Origin of the sequence: Nonomuraea sp. NPDC047529 (assembly GCF_040642995.1) — a bacterium.
GTDB lineage: Bacteria > Actinomycetota > Actinomycetes > Streptosporangiales > Streptosporangiaceae > Nonomuraea.
The window spans coordinates 1-21,050 of sequence record NZ_JBEYTJ010000036.1 but is presented as its reverse complement, the minus strand read 5'-3'; the positions used below and the strand labels follow the sequence as shown (position 1 = coordinate 21,050).

Sequence of the window (21,050 nt, the reverse complement as noted above, 5' to 3'; positions counted from 1 at the left end):
GGGGGTCACGCGGACCACCTCGACAGCCCGGCCCTGGTCGGCGCCGCCGGGGCCGCGTCGTCCACGCCCAGGTAGCGGCGACGCACCTCGTCGCCGCGGGCCAGCTCGGCCGCCGGTCCCTCCAGCGCGACCGCGCCGACCTCCAGCACGTACGCGTGGGAGGCCAGCGCCAGGGCCGTGGCGGCGTTCTGCTCGACGAGCAGGATCGAGGTGCCGGCGGCGTTGATCGCCCGGATCGTGGCGGCGATCGTGGCGGCCGCCCGGGGAGCCAGGCCGAGCGTCGGCTCGTCCAGCAGCAGCACCGACGGCGCGGCCATCAGCGCCCGGCCGATGGCCAGCAGCTGCTGCTCGCCGCCGGACAGCAGCCCGGCGCGCTGGTGCGCCCGCTCGGCCAGCACGGGGAACAGCTCGCGCACCCGCTCCCTGGCCCGCGCGGCGGCCGCGCGCGGCGTGCCCAGCCCGCCGGCCCGCAGGTTCTCCTCCACCGTCATGCGGGCGAACACCCGGCGGCCCTCGGGCACGTGCGTGACGCCGCGCCGCACCACGGCCGAGGTCGCCTGCCCGTCCACGCGCGTCCCGGCCACGGTGACGCCGCCCGCGGCGATCCGGCCCCGGTGAAACCGCAGCGTGCCCGAGACCGCCCGCAGCAGCGTCGACTTCCCGGCGCCGTTCGCGCCCAGCACGGCCACCACCGCCCCGGACGGCACGCTCAGTGACACGCCGTCCAGGGCGCGGACGGGACCGTAGTCCACCACGAGACCGTCCACCCTCAGCTCGGCCATTCGTCTTCCTCACAGGACCCCATGGCGGCCCACCCAAACCGGCGTCCGGGGCCGCCGTCCAGAGTCGGCGGCGAAGTCGGGCTCCCTGCCCACCGCGGCCGGGGGCCCGTTGTGCAGCCGCACAACGCGAGGTCACAAAACGCTACAGAGCCTTGTTCTGGTACGGCGGCCGGTGGCAGCCTCGGGGAATGCGTCCCCCTACGGTCGTGGACGAGGACGTCCGCCAGACGTTACGCACCGCAGCCAGGGCACTGCTCGAACGCCTGCCCGAGCTGACCGGCGAGCTGGTCGCCAGGACGCGCGGCGGCGACGACGTCTACAGCGCCTGCGTCCCCTACGACGAGCACTGGAAGAGCACCCTCGAAGGCGTGCGCCTGGGGCTGACCGCGATCCTCCAGGAGCCGTCCGAGCGGCGTGACCTGGTCTTCACCCGGGCGATGGCCCAGCGCCGGGCCGAGCAGGGGCTCCCACTGGAGTCGCTGCTGCGCATGTACCGCCTGGCCGGCCAGGTCACCTGGTCGGCGATCGTGGACCACATGGAACGCGAGCGGCCCGACCGCCTCGACGTCCTGGTCCGCGCCGCCGGCCACGTCTGGCACGCGATCGACCGGCAGTCGCTGGTGGCCTGCGACGTCTACGGCAGGCGCGAGCAGGAGATCCTCGGCCGCAGCAAGGAACGCGTCAACGCGCTGCTGGACGCCCTGCTCGACGGCGCCGCCGACGCGGGGGTCGTACGCGCCGCCGCCGACTCCCTCGACCTGCCCGAACGCGCCCGCTACGCCGTCGTCACCGTGCGCTTCCCCGGCGGGCGGCACCACGACGACGTCCGGCTGCCGGCGACCCTGGGCGCGCTGCGGCTGCTGTGGCGCATGCGCACCGGGCACGAGGTCGCCGTCGTCGCGCTCGGCCGGGCCACCCTGGACGACCTGTGCCAGGAGCTGAGCCTGATCGTCAGCGGCGTCGCCGGCGTCAGCCCCGTCGTCACCGGCCTGGACGAGCTGGGCACCGCGCACGAGCTGGCCTCCCTCGCCATGCGCACCTGCGCCGACGGCGGCCCCGAGATCGCCCGCCTGGACGAGCGGGTGCCGGCCGTGCTGATGATCGGCCAGCCCGGCGTCGCCCGGCATCTCGTCGACGGCGCGCTCGGGCGGCTGCTCGCGCTCGACCCGGCCGACCGCGACACGCTGCTGAGCACCCTGGAGACGTGGCTCGCCTGCGACGGCTCGGCCGCCAGGGCCGCCGGGCGGCTGTTCTGCCACCGCAACACGATCATCAACCGGGTCCGCAGGATCGAGCAGCTCACCGGGCGCTCGCTCACCCGCCCACGCGACATCGTGGACCTCGCCCTGGCCCTGGACGCGGTACGCCTGCTGCCCGCCGCGCCTCCGGCGAAGGGCTGATCGGGCCCGGAGCGGCGAAGGGAGGATCGCGCATAGCGGCGAAGCGATGTCGGGCTCGGCCCGGCGAAGCTCGCGTAGCGCGTCATTCGGGGATATTTCGCCTTTGGCGAGTATAGCCGCTTTCGCGGCTGCACTCTTTGCTCTTCTCTGGCGATGCCGAAGATGCGATATGGGCGACGATGGGGAATGTAGCTGTCGATCAACGCATTCGACACCTGACTTACGCACGCGCGGACATTATTGATGAATATCCGGACATAGCGTCCAGGCCGCCGTCGTGGGTGTCATTGAATCGCTCGTGATCTCTCTTCATTCGCTTCTTCCGCACGAATCAACGGGAAAAGTCATGCGATATCTCCGACGAAGCGCCGTCCTGGCCGCCGCGATCTCCCTGGTGGCCGACGCCCTGGGTGGCGTGCCCGCGCATGCCGACAGCACACCTCGGCAGACCGCCCCGCTCATCCGGCCGGTGGCCGCCCAGCCCGCGCCTCCTCCCGGCACGGGAAGCGCGGAGATCGGCGGGCTGGTCTGCGGGCCTCCGTACGTGACCGGCGACCCGGACCTGGGGCCGACGATCCTGCCCAGGACCGGCTACCTCGGCGCCCTGCTGCGTGACTACGTGCCGCTGGGCGGCCTCAACCCGCAGCACTTCCTCTCGCGCTACTGGGACTACGCCACGGGCAATTACCGATTCCCGCCCGACTCCGGATTCGCCCGTTCCGGTAATTACCCCAACGGAAGACTCCTGCTCAAGACGACGTTTCTGCAGATCGGCATGAGGCTCGACCGTTTCGGCGGGTACACCGGAGCGTTCCTGTCGCCGTTGGGCGACCAGTTCATCAAGCGCGCACTGCCGCCCCGCAACCTGAACACCAATCCGCAGGATCCGCAGCACCTGTGCAATTACCACGCGTTCCGGGTGCTCAAGTCGTTCCGCGTCGAGGTGGGCCCGGCGGCGCCCGCGTTCGAGCAGCAGGGCGGCGGCACGCAGTACCACGTGGTCAGCAGGTACATTCCGGAGGCCCCGCAGACCAGCGACGAGGTTCCGGTGAGCTGGCTGCTGGCGAACGGCTACCTGGAGGAGATCGAGCCGATCCTGGTGACCACCGTCAGGACCGACGACGCCACGACGGCCCAGGACGCCACCGTGGCCCAGGGCGCTCCCGCGGCCCAGGACGTGACCGCCCGTGACACGGCAGCCCGCGGCACGGCTCGCGACGCGGTCAACCGCGGCACGTACGTCACGTCCCGCAGGCCCACCCCGGCGGGCCGCCCGTCCGCGTACAGGCGGCCGTAGGCGGCGTCAGCGGGCGGGGTACGGGGTGAGCCGGCCCTCGTGCACCAGCGAGATCGTCCGCTGCAGGTCGGGGGTCAGGTAGCGGTCGTCGCCCAGCGGCGCGACGTACTGCCTGAGCTCGTCGCGCAGGGCGCGGGTCACCGTCCCGAGCGGCAGGCCGGTCATCCGGGCCGCGATCAGGTCGATGCCCTGCGCCGCCATCAGGTACTGCACCGCCAGCACGATCTCCAGGCGGTCGAGGTTCTCGTGCAGGTCGCGGACCGAGGCCATCGCCATCGTGTTGTGGTCCTCCTGGCCGTCCTTGACCGGACGCGACAACGTGCCCGCGGGGTGGGCCCTGACCTGCATCTCGGGGACCACCGCCGCGGCCACCGACTGGGCCTGGACCATCCCGGAGTTCAGGCCCACGCTGCCGCCGGCCAGGTTCGCCGGCAGGCCGTAGCTCCAGCGGGGCGACAGCAGGCGTCCCGACAGCTCCTGGGACAGGACGCCGAGGTCGGTGATCTCGGCGTTCAGGCTGTCGGCGAGGTGGCCCATGATCGAGCCGTCCCAGTTGCCGCCCATCACGAACTCGTAGCCGGGGCCGCGCTCGCGCCGGAAGACCAGCGGGTTGGAGGTCGAGGAGTTGGCCTCGCGGGCCAGCGTCCGGCGGGTGGCGGCGAGCACCTGCCGCAGCCCGGCCATGATGTGCGGGGCCGCGCGCACGGACACCGCGTCCTGCACGCGCGGGGTGTAACCGGCCGGGTCGAGCCGCCTGCGGCCCTCCTCGGTCATCCACCCCGAGCCCGCCACCATGGCCCGCAGCCGCGTCGCGATCGCGTCCTCCTCCGGGATGTGCCGCTCGCGGTGCGTCCGCGCGTCCAGCGAGCCGCGCTCGGCCCTGGTCGCCTCCATGAACAGCGCGAAGGCCCCTTCGGCCTGGTCGGCGAGCATCGTGGCCCGGTGCACGGCGTGCAGCAGCGTGGCCGCCACCACCGTGCTGCCGCTGACGATCGGCAGCGCCTCCCCGGCCTCGAAGGTGAAGCTCGCGGGCAGCCCGGCCCGTGGCAACATCGCCGAGGCCGGCCCCACCTCGCCCCGGTAGCGCACCGGCGCGTCCTCGCCCAGCGCGGCCAGCCCGGCCGCCGCCTGCGGCTGCAGGTCGCCGGTGCCGAGCGAGCCGATCTGCGGCATCACCGGCACGACCCCGGCGTTCACCAGGGACAACAACCGCTGCGGAACCTCCGGCCGGACGCCCGTCTTCCCCCTGGCCAGCTGGTTGGCCTTGAGGACCAGGGCCAGCCTGACCACGTCGTCCGGGAACGCCGGGCCGACGCCCGCCGCGTGCGAGCGCAGCACGTTGCGCTGGAACTGCTCGGCCTCATCCGGCGAGAGCGGCCGGTCCTTCAACGGGCCGAGCGCCTGGTTCCAGCCGTACACCCGCTGGCCGCTCAGGGCCGCCAGCGCCCCCGTCCGCGACTGGGCCATCCGGGCCCGCGCGGCGTCCGACACCCGCGCGAGCACCGGACGGCCCGCCAGGATCGCGAAGGCGTCGCGGAGCGCGAACCGGCCGCCGTCCAGCACCAGGTTCAGCACCGGTGCCGCAGCCGGAGCCCCGACCGGGGCCGGGAGCGGGGGCCGCGCCGGGACGGCGACGGCCCGCTCCGGCACGCACACCGCCGCGAGCAGGCCGACACCGGCTGCCATTCGTCCTACTTTGCTGATCGACACGGTCTCCCGGCCCCTTCACGACGAAGATCCACTCCGCTCCGTTTATAGCCGGGCGGACGGACGGCGCCGGGTACGGCTCCGCACCGGGGGACGACTGCTGACCGGCCCTAGGGCAGGCGCTTACCTCCCGCCCTGGACGCCACCGCGACGTGCGGCCGCCCGGTGATCGGATGCGGCCCGACGTGCGCCAGCACGCCGAAGACCTCCTCGATGAACGCCGGGGTCAGCACCTCCAGAGGCGGCCCCTGCCCGGCGACCCGGCCGTCGCGCAGGACGACGATCCGGTCGGCGTAGGCGGCGGCCTGGTCCAGGTCGTGCAGCGCGGCCAGCAGCGTCAGGCCCAGCGAGCGGATCAGGTCCAGCAGGAGGAGCTGGGAGCCCACGTCCAGATGGTTGCCCGGTTCGTCCAGGATCAGCAGCGGCGCCTCCTGGGCCAGCGCGCGGGCCAGCAGCACCCGCTGCCGCTCGCCGCCGGACAGCGTGGTCATCAGCCGGTCGGCCGCCCAGTCCATGCCGACCCGTTCCAGGGCCGTGGCGACCACCGCCCGGTCGCCGGCGCTCTCCCGGTCCAGCGCCCCCTTGTGGCTGTGCCGCCCGGCCGCGACGACCTCGGCCACGGAGAACCCGTCCCCGGCCGGGTTGTGCTGCGGCAGGACCGCCCGCCGCCGCGCGGCGTGTCGGGGCCGCATCCGCCACAGGTCGTCGCCGTCCAGCCGGACGACGCCGCCCGACGGGCGCAGCGACCGGTAGACGGTGCGCAGCAGCGTGGACTTGCCGCTGCCGTTGGGCCCCACCAGCGCCACGAACTCGCCGGGCCCGGCGCTCAGCGTGACGTCGGTGACGATGGGCCGCGCGTCGATGCTCGCGCTGACGCCCGCGAGGTCAAGCCGCATCGCCGCCTCCGCCCGTCCGTCGCCGGCGCAGCAGCCACAGGAAGAACGGCACGCCGAGGCCCGTGGTGAAGATCCCCACCGGCAGCTCGTTCGGCCGGTCGGCCACCCGCGCCGCCAGGTCGACCAGCACCAGGAACACCGCGCCCGCCAGCAGCGAGACCGGCAGCACCCGGCGGTGGTCGGCCCCGACCACGAACCGGACCATGTGCGGGACCATCAGCCCGATGAACCCGATGCCGCCGACCACGCTGACCACCGTCGCCGTCAGCAGCGACCCGGCCGCCAGCAGCCCGATCCGCAGCGCCGCGACCGGCACGCCGATCGCGACGGCGGCCTCCTCACCGGCCAGCAGCGCGTTGAGCGCCCGCGCCTGCGAGGACAGCCAGGCCACGCAGCACACGACGAGCAGCGCGGGCACGCCCAGATCGGCCCAGGACGCCCCGGCGACGCTGCCCATCAGCCAGAACATCATGCCCTGCAGCTCGGTCGGGTTGAGCTGGAGCTGCACGAACGTGGTGGCCGCCGAGCACAGGTAACCGACGGCCACGCCGGTCAGCACCAGCCACGAGTCCAGCAGCCGCCCGGAACGCTGGGACAGGACGTACACCACCAGCGCCGACAGCAGCGCGGCGGCGAAGGCGGCCCCGGTGACGCCGAGCGCCCCCGTCAGCCCGGCCAGCGCGCCGCCGCCGAGCGCGGGCACCAGGACGGCCCCCAGCGAGGCCGCCGACGAGACGCCCAGCACGTACGGGTCCGCCAGCGGGTTGCGGACCAGCGCCTGCAACGCCACCCCGGCCACCGACAACGCGGCCCCGGCCAGCGCGGCCAGCAGCGCCCGGGGCGTGCGGATCTCCCATACGACCTGCGCGAGCAGCGGATCGGCCTGCCCGCCCCGCCCGGTCAGGTACGCCCACACCACCCCCCACACCTGGTCCGGCGGCAGGTTCACCGACCCGGCGGAGATCCCGATCACCAGGGCCCCGACCAGCGCGGCCCCGAGACCGGCCAGCAGGAACCCGGTTCCCCGCCCGGACACCGCGTGCGGCCGCCGCGGCGGGACGGGCGCCGTCCGGCGCGGCGGGGCGGTCAGCGCGTCAGCCACCGGGATGCACCACCTTGGAGATCTTCTCCACGGCCCAGGCGTTGAGCGGCCCGAGGTAGACGCCGTCGGAGACGACCGTGAAGGTCCTGGACTTGGCCGCGGCCCAGTGGGGGTAGGCGGCGAACAGCTTCGCCGCCGCCTCCTCGCCCTTCTCCTCGGGCGTGAACAGCCCGACGACCAGCACGTCCACCTGGGCGGTGGCCAGCTGCTCGCGGTTGAGGGTGCGGGTCATGTCGGCGGTCTGGCCGGCGAAGGCGTTGACCCCGCCGGCCGCCCTGATGACGTCGTCGTAGATGCCCCCGGTCATCACGGCGGGCAGGCCGTTGGCGTTCATCATGGCCATGCCGGGATAGGCGACCAGCACCTTCCTGGGCGGCAGCGCCGCGACGCGGGCCCGTACGGACTCCACCCGCGCCCGCAGCTCGCCGATCAGGTCGAACGCCTTGCGCTGCACGTCGAACACCCGCCCGAGCAGGCCGAGGAACTCCAGCGAGGAGTTGATCGACTGGTTGCGGTAGGCGCGCTTCTCCTGCTCGGTCGCCTCCGGCTTGCCCATCGCGCAGTTGACCGGGTTGACCAGCGAGGTGATGCCGGCCGCGGCGAGCTGCTCGCGGGTGGCGAAGCCCCTGGCAGGGTCGAAGCCGCCCGACCAGGTGGACACCACCAGGTCCGGCTTGAGCCTGAGCACCTGCTCGGCGGGCACGTCGAAGTTCTTGTTCATCGTCAGCCCGCCGGTAGGCAGCGCCTTGATGCGGGCGGTCATGGACGGGTCGTCGGACACGCCGTAGCTCTGGGCGTTGGCCAGGATGCTGCGGTCCAGCCCGAGCAGCAGGAAGCTCTCCACCTCGCCCACGCTGGTGCCGTTCAGGATCAGGACGCGCTGCGGCGGGCGGCGGAAGGTGACCCGCGTGCCGCAGTTGTCGAAGGTGAGAGGGTAGACGGTCCGGCCGGCGGACGCCGGCGCGACGGTGGCCGTCTCGCCGCCGGTCGCCGCGGGCGCGCCGCAGGCCGCGGCCAGCAGCACCAGCGCGATCGCCGAGGCCCGGCGGGTACGGGAAGGTCTCATGGGTGATGTCCTCAGAGTCGGGTCCGGAGGCGCGCACGCCGCATCGGCCCCCGGCCAGGGGGCGGGCACGGCGGCGAGCCGGGAATGTCGTCGGAGGAACCGCGGAGGACGGGCGCGCGAAGGACCGCGGGCGCGCTCTCAGGCGGGCAGGCCCACGACCGTCGGACGGACCGGGCACCACGGCTCCGGTCCGGCGGCGGGCGGCCCCCGCAGCACCAGCACGTGCCGCAGGAACAGCCGGACGCGCGCGGTGACGTCGTCGCGCCCGGTCACCGGCGTGCGCGCCGGCGCGGCCCACCCGGTCACGGCGAGGAACAGCACCAGCAGCGGGCGCAGCACCCGTCCGGCCAGCTCGCGGACCAGGGCGCACAGCCCCGACTCCACCCAGCGCAGCCAGACCGACGTCAGCAGCACGCTCGCCGCGTGCACGAGCAGCATCCCGAACCCAGGGACGCCCGTGTCGTGCAGGTGACCCAGGCTCGCGGCGTCCGGGGCGGGCGCGGGGGCGGGATGGTCACAGCTCAAGGAGAGCAGCACGTGCAGGACGATCTGCGAGGCGCCCGTCGCGGGCACGATGGCGGCCAGCGTGCGCTCCCGCCCGGTCAGCGCCAGGGCCGGAGCCAGGACCAGCAGGAACCCCGCCAGCAGCGCCCCGGGGTCGAAGCAGCCGCCGCCCGCCAGGTGGGCGAGCGCGGCCAGGGCGGCGCACGTGCCGGCGAAGCTCGCCGCACGCAGCCACCGCACCACCGACCATGGACCCATCGAGGCCAGATCCTCCCACACGCCCGGGCCGCCCGCTTCTCATGGGGTGCTGCGTGCACGGGGCCCGTGCACCTCCCGCGAGGGCGTGCCTTCCGCTGGGGTGTGCGGCGTCGGCGGGGCGGCGTACGCTCCGATGGTGACCCTCCGGTTGACTGCTCCGCCGCCTGACGACCGCTCGACGACGAGGGCTCCGTGAGGAGCCCCACATGACCGGCCTCGGCCCGCGCGCGGTCCTCGTCCCCGACCTGGGCGAGGAACTGGCCCGCGCGGTGGGTGAGCTGGAGAGGCTGCTGCTGGTGCTGCGCGCCGCCGAGTCCGTGGGCTCGCCGCTGCCCGGCCCGCTCGCCGGCGGCATCGCCCTGAGCGCGCTGCGCCGGCTCTGGCGCGTGATCGGCCCCACGCAGGGCAGGCGCGCCGCCGCCTCCCGCCTCGCCGGCCGCCTGTACGCCCCCGGCGGCCGGGTCGAGCACGTGCCGCTGCGCCTGGTCGACGTCGACCCGCTCGACGTGGCCACCCTGTCGGCGGCCGCCGTGGCGCTCGGCCTCGGCGCGGTCGGCAAGGGCGTCGTCCGCCAGGCCCTCGACGCGGTCGGCACCGACCTGCCCGCCACCGAGCTGGTCTCGGCGGCCGCCCGCTTCACCGGCCTGCTCGACCTGGCCGACACCGCCGACTCCATCGTCCTGCGCGAACGCCTGGCCGCCGCCGGCCCTGGCGCCGACATCGTCCTCACCCCGGAGGCCGAACGCGCCTACCAGGCCACCGCCGGTCGCCTCAACACCATGTGGCCCGCCCCGGGCACCGCCACCTCGCTCTGAACCGAGCGGCTCACGGGGTCTGGGGGGCGGCGGCGGCGGGGTCGTGGTGGAAGGGGCGGGGGAGGCGGAGGCGGGCGCGCAGCGGGAGGCCCGAGGGGATGAACGCCTCGGCCTGGAGCGCCGCGACGCCGATCCTGGGCAGGTCGCGGGCGTTCGGGTAGACGACGAAGCGCGGCTCCCAGATCGGGCGGAACTTGGCGTTGAACCGGTACAGCGACTCGATCTGGAACCAGTGCGACAGGAACACCAGCACCGACCGCCAGGCCCGCAGCACGGGCCCCGCGCCGAGCCGGTCGCCGCGGGCCAGCGCCGCGCGGAACATCGCGAAGTTGAGCGACACCTGCGTGATCCCCAGCGACGGCGCGGCGCGCAGGGTCTCGGCGATCAGCAGCTCGTTGAGCCCCGGGTCGGCGTCGCGGTCGCGGCGCATCAGGTCCAGCGAGACGCCCCGCGTCCCCCACGGCACGAAGTGCAGCACGGCCTTGAGGTCGCCGTCCTTGCAGGCGGTGGCCACCAGGCACTCGGCGTCGGCGGGGTCGCCGAAGCGGCCGAGCGCCATCGAGTAGCCGCGTTCGGTCTGGGTGCCGCGCCACAGGCCGGCGGCGTGACGGATCTGCTCCTTCTCCTCCTCGGGCACGTCGCGGGCACGACGCACCCGGCACACGTACCCGGCGCGGAGGGTGCGGTTGACCATCTGCCGGACGTTGCGCATCGCGCGGCCCTCCAGCGTGAAGTCGGCGACCTCGACGATCGCCTCGTCGCCGATCTCCAGCGCGGACAACCCCGCCACCCGCGTCCAGACCTCGCCGCCCGTCTCGCCGCACCCGATGACGGCGGGCACCCAGGCGTGCCGCCGCGCCTCGGCCATGAACGCGCCGATCGCCGCCGGCCACGCCTCGCGGTCGCCGATCGGGTCGCCGCTGGCCAGCATCACGCCGGAGACGACGCGGTAGGCCACGGCCGCCTTGCCCGACGGCGAGAAGATCACGCTCTTGTCCCTGCGCAGCGCGAAGTAGCCGAGCGAGTCGCGCTCGCCGTGGACGGCCAGCAGGGCGCGCAGGCGGCGTTCGTCGTCGGGGGTCAGCTCGGCGACCGGCCGCTCGGGACGCAGCGCCAGGTAGAGCGTCGTCACGGCGGTGAGCGCGCCCAGCGCGACGAGGGAGAAGTAGACCAGGTCGGAGACGCGTTCCACTTTGAACGTGACCGGCCCCTCGATGCCCGCCAGCCCCAGCGCCACGTGCTCCAGCCGGTCGGCCACCCCGGGATGGTCCACCAGCGCGCCCGGCCGGGCGCTCACGATCACGTACCCGAGCCCCAGGTCGATCGCGCCGAGCACGAGCAGGTTCCACAGCGCCCGCCAGCGCGAGCGCGGGTCGGGCAGCGCCGTGAACTCCCGCCGGCCCGCCACCAGCACGGCCAGCAGCACGACGCTGATCGCCGCGGTCACCGGGCGCAGGTGCAGCACGCCCATGACGGCGCTCAGCGGCAGCAGCACCACCACCGCCCGCCAGGCCCGCACCTTCCCGCGCCGCAGCGCGTGCGCGATCATCACCAGCATGATGCCGACCACCAGCGACGTCGCCCGCGCCACGGTCGTCACCGTCCCGGGCAGCAGGTCCGACCACTGCCCCATCCGCGTGTGCTCCAGCCGCGGCGCCACGGCCTTGAGGATGTCCAGCAGGCCGATGACCAGCGACGCGTAACCCGCCAGCGCGGGGATCCAAGGACGCTTCACAAATACTGATTGAAACTCCTGCCGGTTAATCTCGCCGTTAACCACGCGCTTACGCCGTCCGGGATATTCCTGCTGTTCATGGGACTGACCTCGATCGCGCTGCTGGCGGCGGCCGCGGTGCTCGCGGTGGCCGCGCTCGCGGCCACCGTCTGGGTGTGGCCGCGGCTGGCCGGGCGGGGGCTGCCGCCGGTGCTGGGCCGGGCGGGCCTGCTGGCCGCCTGCCAGACGTTCACCGTGGCGGCGCTCGCGCTGCTGGTCAACTACTACTTCGGCTTCTACGGCTCCTGGGCCGACCTGCTCGGCTCCGACACCGGCACCGCCCAGATCACCGCCGCCGGGGCCGCGGCCGGGCTGCGGGTGCTGGACAGCCGGGCGGTCCCCGGCGGGCGCGTCGAGGAGGTCGTCCTGCCGGGCGCGACCACGCACCTGAGCGAGGAGGCGTACGTGTTCCTGCCGTCGGCCTACTTCAAGGACCCGCGGCGCAGGTTCCCGGCGATCCTCGCCCTCACCGGCTACCCCGGCGACCCGCGCAACCTGATGACCCGGATGGACCTGCCCGGACGGCTGGCGCACGCCATCGCCCTGCACCAGGTCAACCCGGCCGTCCTGGTCATGATGCGGCCGAGCGTGGTGCTGCCGCGCGACACCGAGTGCGTGGACGTGCCGGGCGGCCCGCAGGTGCTGACGTACTTCGCCACCGACGTCCGGCAGGCCGTGACCGCGCACTACCGGGCGGCGCCCGGCGGCGACTCCTGGGGCGTCCTCGGCGGCTCGACCGGCGGCTACTGCGCGCTGAAGCTGGCGATGAGCCGTCCTGACGCGTTCTCCGCCGCGGTCTCCCTGTCGGGCTACTACAAGACGATCGTGGACGGCACCACCGGCGACCTGTTCCACGGCGACAAGGGGCTCGCCGACCGCAACGACCTGATGTGGCGCCTGGCCCACTTGCCCGCCCCGCCCGTGGACGTGCTCGTCACCAGCAGCAGGAAGGGCGAGGCCGACTACCTGCCGACCGAGCGGTTCCTGAACGCGGTCAAACCGCCCATGCGGGCCTCGTCGCTGATCCTGCCCAGCGGCGGCCACAACTTCAACACCTGGAACCGGGAGCTGCCGCAGGCGCTGCCGTGGCTGGTCCAGCAGCTGGCCGAGCCCGCCACGGCCCGCTAGACGAGGGGCCGGACCGGGACGGGGTGGTTCATCCTCGCGCCCACGGGGGAGGAGCTCTCTCCGTGACCGACGTGTACGCCACCACCGAGCTCGACCTCGCCCCGGCCGGGTTCGTCCGGGCCATCGAGGAGCTGCCGCTGGTCGACCACCACACCCACGGCGTGGTGGCCCGCGACCTGTCGCGCAGCGCGTTCGAGGAGCTGATCACCGAGTCCGACCGGCCGGTGCCGGATTGGATGACGCAGTTCGACTCCCAGACCGGGTACGCCATCCTGCGCCACTGCGCGCCCGTCCTCGGCCTCGAACCGCACTGCACGCCGGAGGAGTACCTGGCCAGGAGGGCCCGGCTGGGGGCCGGTGAGGTGAACCGGCTGCTGCTGGGCGCCACGGGCGTGGCCCACTATCTGGTCGAGACCGGCTACCGGAGCGAGGAGCTGGTGGGCCCGTCCGGCATGGCGGAGCTCACCGGCGTGCCCGCCGACGAGGTGGTGCGGCTGGAGACGGTGGCCGAGCAGGTCGCGGCCGGCGGCTGCGAGGCGTCCTCGTTCGCCGACGCGTTCGCGCGCGAGCTGTGGGCGCGCACCGGCGGCGCGCGCGGGCTCAAGAGCGTCGCCGCCTACCGTCACGGCCTCGACCTGGACCCCGAGCCGCCGAGCCGGGCCGAGGTCACCGAGGCGGCCGGGCGCTGGCTGGGCTCAGGCGGCGGTAAGCTGACGGACCCGGTGCTGTTGCGACACGTGATCTGGACCGGGATCGAGCGAGGGTTGCCGATCCAGTTCCACACCGGCCTCGGCGACCCCGACCTCGACCTTCGCCGGGCCGACCCGCTGCTGCTGCGCGGCCTCGTCGAACGCGCCGAGCCGTCCGGAGTGCCGCTGGTGCTGCTGCACTGCTACCCGTTCCAGCGGCACGCGGGGTTCCTCGCGCAGGCCTATCCCAACGTCTTCTTCGACGTGGGGCTCGGGGTGACCTACACCGGGGCCCGCAGCGTGGCGCTGGTGGCCGAGAGCCTGGAGGTGGCGCCGTTCGCCAAGGTCCTGTTCTCGTCCGACGGGTGGGGGCCGGCCGAGCTGCACCATCTGGGCGCGGTGTTGTGGCGGCGGGCGATGGCGCGGGTGCTCGGCCGGCTCGTGCTCGACGGCGAGTGGTCGGCCGCGCAGGCGATGCGGGTGGCGGCGATGGTCGGCGCGGACAACGCGCGACGCGTCTACGGACTGGGAACACGGGAGGAGAGCACGGGGTGAACGACCTCGGGGGCCGTACGATCAACGGGCCCGTCGACGGAGCCGTCATCGGGAACGGCACGACGGAGAGCACCGCGTACGCGGTGCTGCGGGAAGGGCTGTGGCGGGAGCTGCCCGCCGCGCAGGCGCTGCGCCGCGAGCTGCACGCCGCGCCCCGCCTGTCGGGCCAGGAGGGCCCGACGCGGGCGCGGCTGCTGGACGCGCTGCCCGCCGGGACGGTCGAGCACGTGGCCGGCACCGGCGCGGTGCTGCGCGTCGGCGGTCCGGGCCCGGCCGTGGGCGTGCGCGGCGAGCTGGACGCCCTGCCGCTGGTCGAGCGCACCGGCGTCGAGTGGGCCGCCGGCGGCGGCGCGATGCACGCCTGCGGGCACGACGTGCACCTGGCGGCCGTGGTCGCCCTGGCCAGGACCCTCGACCGGCTCGGCGCCGACCCGCCTCTGCTGGTCGTGCTGCAACCGCGCGAGGAGGGCTTCCCCTCCGGGGCCTCCGACGTCGTGGCGTCGGGCGCGCTGCACCGCCACCGGGTCGGCGCCATGATCGGCGCGCACGTGCAGCCCCTCCTGGCGGAGGGCGTGGTCGCCTCCGTGCCGGGGGCGGTCAACGCCTCCTCCGACGAGTTCAGGGTGGTCGTCAGGGGAGCGGAGGGCCACGCCGCCTACCCCCACCTCACCAGGGACCCGGTGGTGGCCATGGCGCAGGTCATCGTGACCGCCCAGCAGGTCGTCAGCCGGTCCGCCGACCCGATGATGCCCACCGTGGTCACCTTCGGCACGGTCAACGCCGGCACCGCGCCCAACGCCGTGCCGGGCGAGGCCGTGGCCAGGGGGACGCTCCGGGCCATGTCCGAGGCCTGGCGCCAGGAGCTGCACGAACGGTTCACCCAGGTGGTCGAGGACGTCGCCAGGGCGTGCGGCTGCGTGGCCGAGGTGACGATCCTGCCGGGGGAGCCGGTGCTGGTCAACGACGCCGGGCTGGCCGTACGCGCGGGAGGGCTGCTGCGCGAGCAGGGCTGGACGGTCGACGGCGGCCTGCGCTCGTGCGGGGCCGACGACTTCTCCCACTACGCCTCGGTGGCGCCGTCGCTCATGATGTTCGTCGGCGTGGACACCGCCGCCGGCCTGCACAGCCCCGAGTTCCTGCCCGGCGACGCCGCCGTGGGCGCGGTGGCCGAGAGCCTGCTGGCCGGTTACCTGGCGGCGGCCTCCGCGCTGCCCGGCCCCGCCGGAGTGAACGGGATGTTGTTCTCCAGGAACGCCTGAACCCCCGCCACCCTGTCGCGTCCATTCCTCCAACAACCGCGTCAGGGAAGTCCAAGCACCCCCAGAAGGGGCATCGCTGACGAAACCGCCGACGGCCTCTAGTGTCGAAAGGGATGGATCTCGAAACCTTCGCCCCCGGTTCGGGCCGTCTCGAACCCCGCGCGGCACTCCGCTCCGACGCCCCCGCCCTCGACCTCAACGGCCTGTGGCGCTTCCGCCTCTCGCCCGTGGCCGACGTCCCCGACGACTTCGCCCGGCCCGGCTTCGACGACGCCGCCTGGGACGAGCTGCCGGTGCCCGCCCACTGGCCCCTGCACGGCCACGGCGCCCCCGCCTACACCAACGTCTCCTACCCCTTCCCCGTGGACCCGCCGCACGTCCCCGGCGAGAACCCGACCGGCGACTACCGGCGCGCCTTCGACCTGCCGGACGGCTGGAGCGGCGGCCGGCTGCGGTTCGAGGGCGTCGACTCCTTCGCCAGGGTCTGGCTGAACGGCCACGAGCTGGGCTTCTCCACCGGCAGCAGGCTGCCCGTCGAGTTCGACGCGGGGCCGTGGTTGCGTCCGGGACGCAACGTGCTGGCCGTGCGCGTGCACCAGTGGTCGGCCGCCAGCTACCTGGAGGACCAGGACATGTGGTGGCTGCCCGGCATCTTCCGGGACGTCACCCTCACCCTCTCCTCGGCCGACGTGTTCGTGCGCGCTTCCCACGACGGCAGGCTGAGCTTCGAGGCCGCCGAGGGCCGCCTGAGCGTCCCCGAGCTGGGCGTACGGGACCTGGAACCCGGCGTCGAGATCACCGTCGAGGCCGAGCCGTGGACCGCCGAGACGCCCCGCCTCTACGAGGCCGTCCTCACCACCCCGCACGAGACCGTACGGCTGCGCGTCGGCTTCCGCACCGTCTCCGTCGAGGACGGCGTGCTCCTGGCCAACGGCCGCCCGCTGCTGCTCAAGGGCGTCAACCGGCACGAGTTCCACCCCCGCCACGGCCGCGCGGTCCCGTACGAGACCATGCGCGAGGACGTGCTGCTCATGAAGCGGCACAACGTCAACGCCGTCAGGACCAGCCACTACCCGCCGCACCCCGACTTCCTGGACCTGTGCGACGAACTGGGCCTGTGGGTCATCGACGAATGCGACCTGGAGACGCACGGCTTCGGCCAGGTCGGCTGGCGGCGCAACCCCACCGACGACCCGCGCTGGGCCGACGCCCTGCTCGACCGCATGCGCCGCATGGTCGAACGGGACAAGAACCACCCCAGCGTCATCATGTGGTCGCTGGGCAACGAGGCGGGCGTCGGCCGCAACCTCGCCGTCATGGCGGACTGGACACGCGAGCGCGACCCGTCCAGGCCCCTGCACTACGAGGGCGACTGGTCGTGCGCCCACACCGACGTCTACTCCCGCATGTACGCCACCCACGCCGAGGTCGAGGCCATCGGGCGCGGCGAGGAGGACCCGCTCGACGACCCCGCCTTGGACGCGCGGCGGCGCGCGATGCCGTTCCTGCAGTGCGAGTACGCCCACGCCATGGGCAACGGGCCCGGCGGCCTGGCCGAGTACCAGGAGCTGTACGAACGTTTCCCGAGGCTGGCCGGCGGGTTCGTGTGGGAGTGGATCGACCACGGCCTGACCCATCCCCGCCACGAGTACGCCTACGGCGGCGACTACGGCGAGCCCGTGCACGACGGGAACTTCGTCATCGACGGGCTCGTGTTCCCCGACCGCACGCCCTCCCCGGGCCTGCTGGACCTGAAGAAGGTGTTCGAGCCGGTACGGTTCGCGTTCGGCGACGGCGTGGTCCGGGTGGACAACCGGTACGACTTCCGCGATCTCGCCCATCTCGGCTTCCTGGCCGTCGTCGAGGAGGACGGGGTCCCGGTGGCGGAGTTCCCGCTGGAGGTGCCGGCGTCCGGCGGTGAGGTGAAGCTGCCCGCCCTGCCGCCCGGGGAAGGCGCGGGGGAACGCCGGCTCACGATCCGCGCCACCCTGACCGCCGACCAGCCCTGGGCCCCCGCAGGCCACGAACTCGCCTGGTCCCAAACCCCCCTGCCCACCCCAGCCTCCGGCCCGACCCCCGGCCCGGCTCCTGACGCGGTTTCCGGCCCGGTTTCCGGCCCGACACCTGGCCTGGCTCCCGGCCCGGCTTCCAGCCCGACCTCTGACCTGGCTTCCGGTCCGGCCGACCGGGCGGGACCGTTGCTCGCCCCCGTTCCCGCCGCCCACCGGCAGGCGGCGGGCGGCGGGCGGCTGGTGCTGGGCGGCGGCGAGTTCGACGCGCGTACCGGCCGACTGGCCCGCCTGTTCGGCCTGGACGTCGAAGGCCCGCGCCTCGACCTCTACCGCGCCCCCACCGACAACGACCGCTACGGCGGCCTGGGCCGCGCCTGGCGGCAGCTCGGCCTGCACCGTCTCACCCACCGCGTGGACGGCGTCGAGACCGGCGACGGCCTCACCGTCCGCACCAGGGTCGCCCCCGCGGCCACCGACCTCGGCATGCGCGCCACCTGGACCTGGACCGTGACCTCCGGCGACACCCTGGACCTGACCGTGGACGTCGAGCCCGAGGGCGAGTGGCCCGACCCGATCCCGCGCCTGGGCGTGCACCTGACGCTGCCCGGCGAGATCGCGCACGTCACCTGGTTCGGCCGGGGGCCGGGGGAGGCGTACCCCGACACCGGCATGGCCGCCCGCGTGGGCCGCTGGAGCGCCACCGTCGACGACCTCCAGACGCCCTACGTCTACCCACAGGAGAACGGGCGCCGCGCCGACGTGCGGTGGGCCGAGTTCGGCGGCCCGGACGGGACGCCCGGGTTCCGGGTGGAGGGCGACCCGGTGTTCGGGCTGACCGCGCGCCGGTGGAGCACCGCCGAGCTGGAGGCCGCCCGTCACCGCCCCGACCTGGTGGCCGGGGACCGGGTGCACCTCCACCTGGACCTCGCCCAGCAGGGCATCGGCACCGCCACCTGCGGCCCCGGCACCCTGCCCCGGTACGACCTGCACGCCGCCCCGGCCACCCTCCACCTCCGCTTCACCCCGTCCTGACCACGCACGCCAGAGGCCGGGGTCCCTCAGGACCCCGGCCTCCCGGTGGTCAGGCGGGTGGCACCGTCAGGCGGGTGGCACCGTGAGGACGGTGCCCGCGCCGACGGTCAGCCCGCCCTCGCGGACGGCGAACCCGAGACCGGGCTCGACCGCGACCGGCCGGCCCAGCTCGACCGTCACCTCCACCGTCCGGCCCGGCTCGGCGGGCGCGGGCAGCGCCAGCTCACCGGGCACGTCGGTGGTCCGCAGGTAGAACTGCGGCCGGTACCCCGAGGCGATCGGACGCCGCCGCCCGCCCTCCTCCGGGGTCAGCAGGTACACCCGGGCGGTGAACGACGTGCGGGCGCTCTGGCTGCCGGGCGCGGCCAGGACCATGCCCCGGCGCACCTGCTCGCGGCGCACCCCGCGCAGCAGGACGGCCGCGTTGTCCCCGGCCTCGCCCCGCTCCATCGTCTTGCCGAACGTCTCCACGCCGGTCACCACCGCCGTGAACCCGTCGCCGAACCCGACCGCCTCCACCGTGTCGCCCACGCGCACGGTGCCGCGCTCGATGGCCCCGGTGACGACCGTGCCCCGGCCGGTGACCGTGAGCACGTTCTCCACGGGCATCAGGAACGGCGCGTCCACGTACCGGACCGGGACGGGGATGTGCTCGTCCACGGCCCGCAGCAGCGCCTCGACCGACGCCGTCCAGACCGGGTCGCCCTCCAGCGCCCGCAGCCCGGACACCCGGACCATCGGGACGTCGCGGTAGCCCTGCTCGGCCAGCAGGTCGGCCAGCTCCAGCTCCACCAGGTCCGTCAGCTCCGGGTCGGCGCCGTCGGCCTTGTTGACGGCGACCACCAGGTGCCCGACCCCGACCCGCCGGGCCAGCAGCACGTGCTCCCTGGTCTGCGGCATGATGCCGTCGTGCGCGGACACGACGAGGATCGCGCCGTCGAGCTGCGCCGCCCCCGTGATCATGTTCTTCACGTAGTCGGCGTGGCCCGGCATGTCGACGTGGGCGTAATGGCGGGTGTCGGTCTCGTACTCGACGTGCGAGATGTTGATCGTGATCCCCCTGGACGCCTCCTCCGGCGTCCGGTCGATCCGCTCGAACGGCGTGTACGTCGCCTGCCCGCGCTCGGCGAGCACCTTCGTGATCGCCGCCGTCAGCGTGGTCTTGCCGTGGTCGACGTGCCCCATCGTGCCGATGTTGAGATGCGGCTTGTTCCGCACATAGGCCTGCTTGGCCATGATTCCTTCCCTGAAGACCTGGGACCGTGTGTGACCCGTGTCGGGTCGGCAACCTCCCCCCGCCGGGTCACATCAGGACTTACGAGGAGAGGTCAGCGCTCCAGGCCGTCGCAGGCACGCTCGAACACACCCGGCGCGGCGGGTGCGAGACGGCGAGCGTGCAGGAACATGAAGAACATGGTGCGGTGCTCAGCACGCCCGCGCAACGCATTATTCCGCCCAGGCCTACGACGGGATCCACTCCGTGGACGTCGTGACCTCCTCCAGCACGGACGGGATCGGCTCGACGCCGAGCCCCGGCCCCGACGGCACCTCAAGATGACCGTCCACCAGCTCGAACGGCTCGGTCACGTCGGTCGCGAAGTACCGGCGCGACCCCGAGGTGTCGCCGGGCAGCGTGAACCCCGGCAGCGCCGCCAGCGCCACGTTCGCCGCCCGGCCGAGACCGGTCTCCAGCATGCCGCCGCACCACACCGCCACGCCGTTGGCCCGGCACAGGTCGTGGATGCGCCGCGCCTCCAGGTAGCCGCCGATCCGGCCCGGCTTGATGTTGATGATCGAGCACGAGCCGAGCGCGATGGCGGCCGCCGCGTGCTCGGCCGACTCGATGGACTCGTCCAGGCAGATCGGCGTCTGCAACTGGCGGGCCAGGCGGGCGTGCTGGACGAGGTCGTCGTTGGCCAGCGGCTGTTCGATGAGCAGCAGGTCGAACGCGTCGAGCCGGGCCAGCCGGCGGGCGTCGCTCAGCGAGTACGCCGCGTTGGCGTCCACCTGGAGCAGCAGGTCGTCGCCGAAGCGTTCGCGCACCGCGCGCACCGGCTCGACGTCCCAGCCGGGCTCGATCTTCAGCTTGATGCGGACGTACCCCTCCTCGACGTAGCCGGCCACGGCGTCGAGAAGCTGCGGGATCGAGTCCATGATGCCCACCGACACCCCGCACGGCACCCGGTCGCGGACCGCGCCCAGGAAGTGGCCGAACGACTCGCCGGACGCCCTGAGCTGCGCGTCCAGCACGGCGGTCTCCAGCGCCGCCTTGGCCATGCGGTGGCCCTTGACCGGTTCGAGGGCGTGGCCGACCCCGTACGCGTCCACGTTCTTCGGCAGGGCCGGCAGCAGGAACCGGCGGATCACCTCGGCGGCGCCGTCGACGTACTCGGAGGAGTAGTGCGGCTCGGACATGGCCACGCACTCGCCCCACCCCTCGGCGTCGGGGGTCACCACCCTGACCAGCAGGACGTCCCGGGCGGTCTCGGTGCCGAACGACGTGCGGAACGGCGACACCAGCGGCATCGCGATCCGGCGCAGCTCTACTCCGGTGATCTTCACACTCTCTCCAACTCGGTCGACGCACAGATGCTCCCTGGTGACCGTACGACATGCGGCGACGCCGGGATTCGTGCCGGGCCACCACAAAGGCGGGCGGTTCTTCGTCCCGGAGTCCTAGTACTACAGCCAGGCTTTGTGATCTGTAGGCTGTGGTCATGCCTGATGAGTTAACCGCTGATGATCTTCAATCATGGGTGTCAGGGCTGGATGCG

The 21,050-nt window shown here is 73.8% G+C and carries 16 protein-coding genes; 7 read left to right on the top strand and 9 right to left on the bottom strand.

What is annotated here, in order from left to right:
- Window positions 1–5: 5 nt before the first annotated feature.
- Window positions 6–782: an ABC transporter ATP-binding protein gene (locus tag ABZ815_RS39950; RefSeq protein WP_357706465.1), complete on the bottom strand. Its 777-nt coding sequence runs from the start codon at window positions 780–782 to the stop codon at window positions 6–8.
- A 188-nt stretch (window positions 783–970) separates the two neighbouring features.
- Here ABZ815_RS39950 and ABZ815_RS39945 point away from each other — a divergent pair, with 188 nt between their 5' ends.
- Window positions 971–2,182 (top strand): helix-turn-helix domain-containing protein, encoded by a 1,212-nt coding sequence (locus tag ABZ815_RS39945; protein WP_357706463.1) that lies wholly within the window; start codon window positions 971–973, stop codon window positions 2,180–2,182.
- 346 nt (window positions 2,183–2,528) lie between these two features.
- Window positions 2,529–3,479 (top strand): TNT domain-containing protein, encoded by a 951-nt coding sequence (locus ABZ815_RS39940; RefSeq protein ID WP_357706462.1) that lies wholly within the window; start codon window positions 2,529–2,531, stop codon window positions 3,477–3,479.
- A 6-nt stretch (window positions 3,480–3,485) separates the two neighbouring features.
- On the opposite strand, the gene ABZ815_RS39935 is transcribed toward ABZ815_RS39940, so the two are convergent.
- The 5 genes from ABZ815_RS39935 to ABZ815_RS39915 form a co-directional block, all read right to left on the bottom strand.
- The gene (locus tag ABZ815_RS39935) at window positions 3,486–5,165 is read right to left on the bottom strand and encodes an aromatic amino acid ammonia-lyase (RefSeq protein WP_357706461.1); all 1,680 of its coding nucleotides are present in this window, start codon (window positions 5,163–5,165) and stop codon (window positions 3,486–3,488) included.
- 131 nt (window positions 5,166–5,296) lie between these two features.
- A complete protein-coding gene (locus ABZ815_RS39930) occupies window positions 5,297–6,082 on the bottom strand; it encodes an ABC transporter ATP-binding protein (RefSeq protein ID WP_357706460.1) in 786 nt (261 codons plus the stop codon).
- Complete coding sequence (locus ABZ815_RS39925) at window positions 6,072–7,184, bottom strand: iron ABC transporter permease (protein WP_357706458.1); 1,113 nt, start codon at window positions 7,182–7,184, stop codon at window positions 6,072–6,074. The genes ABZ815_RS39930 and ABZ815_RS39925 overlap by 11 nt, the downstream gene beginning before the upstream one ends.
- A complete protein-coding gene (locus ABZ815_RS39920) occupies window positions 7,177–8,250 on the bottom strand; it encodes an ABC transporter substrate-binding protein (RefSeq protein WP_357706457.1) in 1,074 nt (357 codons plus the stop codon). The genes ABZ815_RS39925 and ABZ815_RS39920 overlap by 8 nt, the downstream gene beginning before the upstream one ends.
- 138 nt (window positions 8,251–8,388) lie before the next feature.
- Window positions 8,389–9,012 carry an MFS transporter gene (locus ABZ815_RS39915; protein WP_357706456.1) on the bottom strand — a complete coding sequence of 208 codons (624 nt, stop codon included), beginning with the start codon at window positions 9,010–9,012 and terminating at the stop codon, window positions 8,389–8,391.
- Between the two features lie 206 nt (window positions 9,013–9,218).
- Here ABZ815_RS39915 and ABZ815_RS39910 point away from each other — a divergent pair, with 206 nt between their 5' ends.
- A complete protein-coding gene (locus ABZ815_RS39910; protein ID WP_357706455.1) occupies window positions 9,219–9,827 on the top strand; it encodes a hypothetical protein in 609 nt (202 codons plus the stop codon).
- A gap of 10 nt (window positions 9,828–9,837) precedes the next feature.
- On the opposite strand, the gene ABZ815_RS39905 is transcribed toward ABZ815_RS39910, so the two are convergent.
- Window positions 9,838–11,562 carry a phosphatidylglycerol lysyltransferase domain-containing protein gene (locus tag ABZ815_RS39905; RefSeq protein WP_357706454.1) on the bottom strand — a complete coding sequence of 575 codons (1,725 nt, stop codon included), beginning with the start codon at window positions 11,560–11,562 and terminating at the stop codon, window positions 9,838–9,840.
- Window positions 11,563–11,640: 78 nt separating this feature from the next.
- Here ABZ815_RS39905 and ABZ815_RS39900 point away from each other — a divergent pair, with 78 nt between their 5' ends.
- The 4 genes from ABZ815_RS39900 to ABZ815_RS39885 all read left to right on the top strand — a co-directional run bounded on the left by ABZ815_RS39900 (window position 11,641) and on the right by ABZ815_RS39885 (window position 18,276).
- Window positions 11,641–12,729, top strand: coding sequence for an alpha/beta hydrolase-fold protein (locus tag ABZ815_RS39900; RefSeq protein ID WP_357706452.1), 1,089 nt, complete (start codon window positions 11,641–11,643; stop codon window positions 12,727–12,729).
- 62 nt (window positions 12,730–12,791) lie between these two features.
- The gene (locus ABZ815_RS39895) at window positions 12,792–13,973 is read left to right on the top strand and encodes an amidohydrolase family protein (RefSeq protein ID WP_357706451.1); all 1,182 of its coding nucleotides are present in this window, start codon (window positions 12,792–12,794) and stop codon (window positions 13,971–13,973) included.
- Window positions 13,970–15,232 (top strand): M20 family metallopeptidase, encoded by a 1,263-nt coding sequence (locus tag ABZ815_RS39890; RefSeq protein WP_357706450.1) that lies wholly within the window; start codon window positions 13,970–13,972, stop codon window positions 15,230–15,232. Before ABZ815_RS39895 ends, ABZ815_RS39890 begins: the two co-directional genes overlap by 4 nt.
- Window positions 15,233–15,345: 113 nt before the next feature.
- Window positions 15,346–18,276, top strand: coding sequence for a glycoside hydrolase family 2 TIM barrel-domain containing protein (locus ABZ815_RS39885; protein ID WP_357706448.1), 2,931 nt, complete (start codon window positions 15,346–15,348; stop codon window positions 18,274–18,276).
- 66 nt (window positions 18,277–18,342) lie between these two features.
- Here ABZ815_RS39885 and tuf read toward each other — a convergent pair whose 3' ends face one another.
- Together tuf and menC are read right to left on the bottom strand one after the other, a co-directional pair.
- The gene (gene tuf, locus ABZ815_RS39880) at window positions 18,343–19,512 is read right to left on the bottom strand and encodes an elongation factor Tu (RefSeq protein ID WP_357706447.1); all 1,170 of its coding nucleotides are present in this window, start codon (window positions 19,510–19,512) and stop codon (window positions 18,343–18,345) included.
- A 225-nt stretch (window positions 19,513–19,737) separates the two neighbouring features.
- Window positions 19,738–20,838, bottom strand: coding sequence for an o-succinylbenzoate synthase (gene menC, locus ABZ815_RS39875; RefSeq protein WP_357706446.1), 1,101 nt, complete (start codon window positions 20,836–20,838; stop codon window positions 19,738–19,740).
- Window positions 20,839–21,050: the final 212 nt, after the last annotated feature.

What these genes read in the sequence shown, in the direction of transcription:
- ABZ815_RS39950 (WP_357706465.1), bottom strand. Translation starts at nt 782, where the DNA reads ATGGCCGAGCTGAGGGTGGACGGTCTCGTGGTGGACTACGGTCCCGTC.
- ABZ815_RS39945 (WP_357706463.1), top strand. Translation starts at nt 971, where the DNA reads ATGCGTCCCCCTACGGTCGTGGACGAGGACGTCCGCCAGACGTTACGC.
- ABZ815_RS39940 (WP_357706462.1), top strand. Translation starts at nt 2,529, where the DNA reads ATGCGATATCTCCGACGAAGCGCCGTCCTGGCCGCCGCGATCTCCCTG.
- ABZ815_RS39935 (WP_357706461.1), bottom strand. Translation starts at nt 5,165, where the DNA reads ATGGCAGCCGGTGTCGGCCTGCTCGCGGCGGTGTGCGTGCCGGAGCGG.
- ABZ815_RS39930 (WP_357706460.1), bottom strand. Translation starts at nt 6,082, where the DNA reads ATGCGGCTTGACCTCGCGGGCGTCAGCGCGAGCATCGACGCGCGGCCC.
- ABZ815_RS39920 (WP_357706457.1), bottom strand. Translation starts at nt 8,250, where the DNA reads ATGAGACCTTCCCGTACCCGCCGGGCCTCGGCGATCGCGCTGGTGCTG.
- ABZ815_RS39915 (WP_357706456.1), bottom strand. Translation starts at nt 9,012, where the DNA reads ATGGGTCCATGGTCGGTGGTGCGGTGGCTGCGTGCGGCGAGCTTCGCC.
- ABZ815_RS39910 (WP_357706455.1), top strand. Translation starts at nt 9,219, where the DNA reads ATGACCGGCCTCGGCCCGCGCGCGGTCCTCGTCCCCGACCTGGGCGAG.
- ABZ815_RS39900 (WP_357706452.1), top strand. Translation starts at nt 11,641, where the DNA reads ATGGGACTGACCTCGATCGCGCTGCTGGCGGCGGCCGCGGTGCTCGCG.
- ABZ815_RS39885 (WP_357706448.1), top strand. Translation starts at nt 15,346, where the DNA reads ATGGATCTCGAAACCTTCGCCCCCGGTTCGGGCCGTCTCGAACCCCGC.
- tuf (WP_357706447.1), bottom strand. Translation starts at nt 19,512, where the DNA reads ATGGCCAAGCAGGCCTATGTGCGGAACAAGCCGCATCTCAACATCGGC.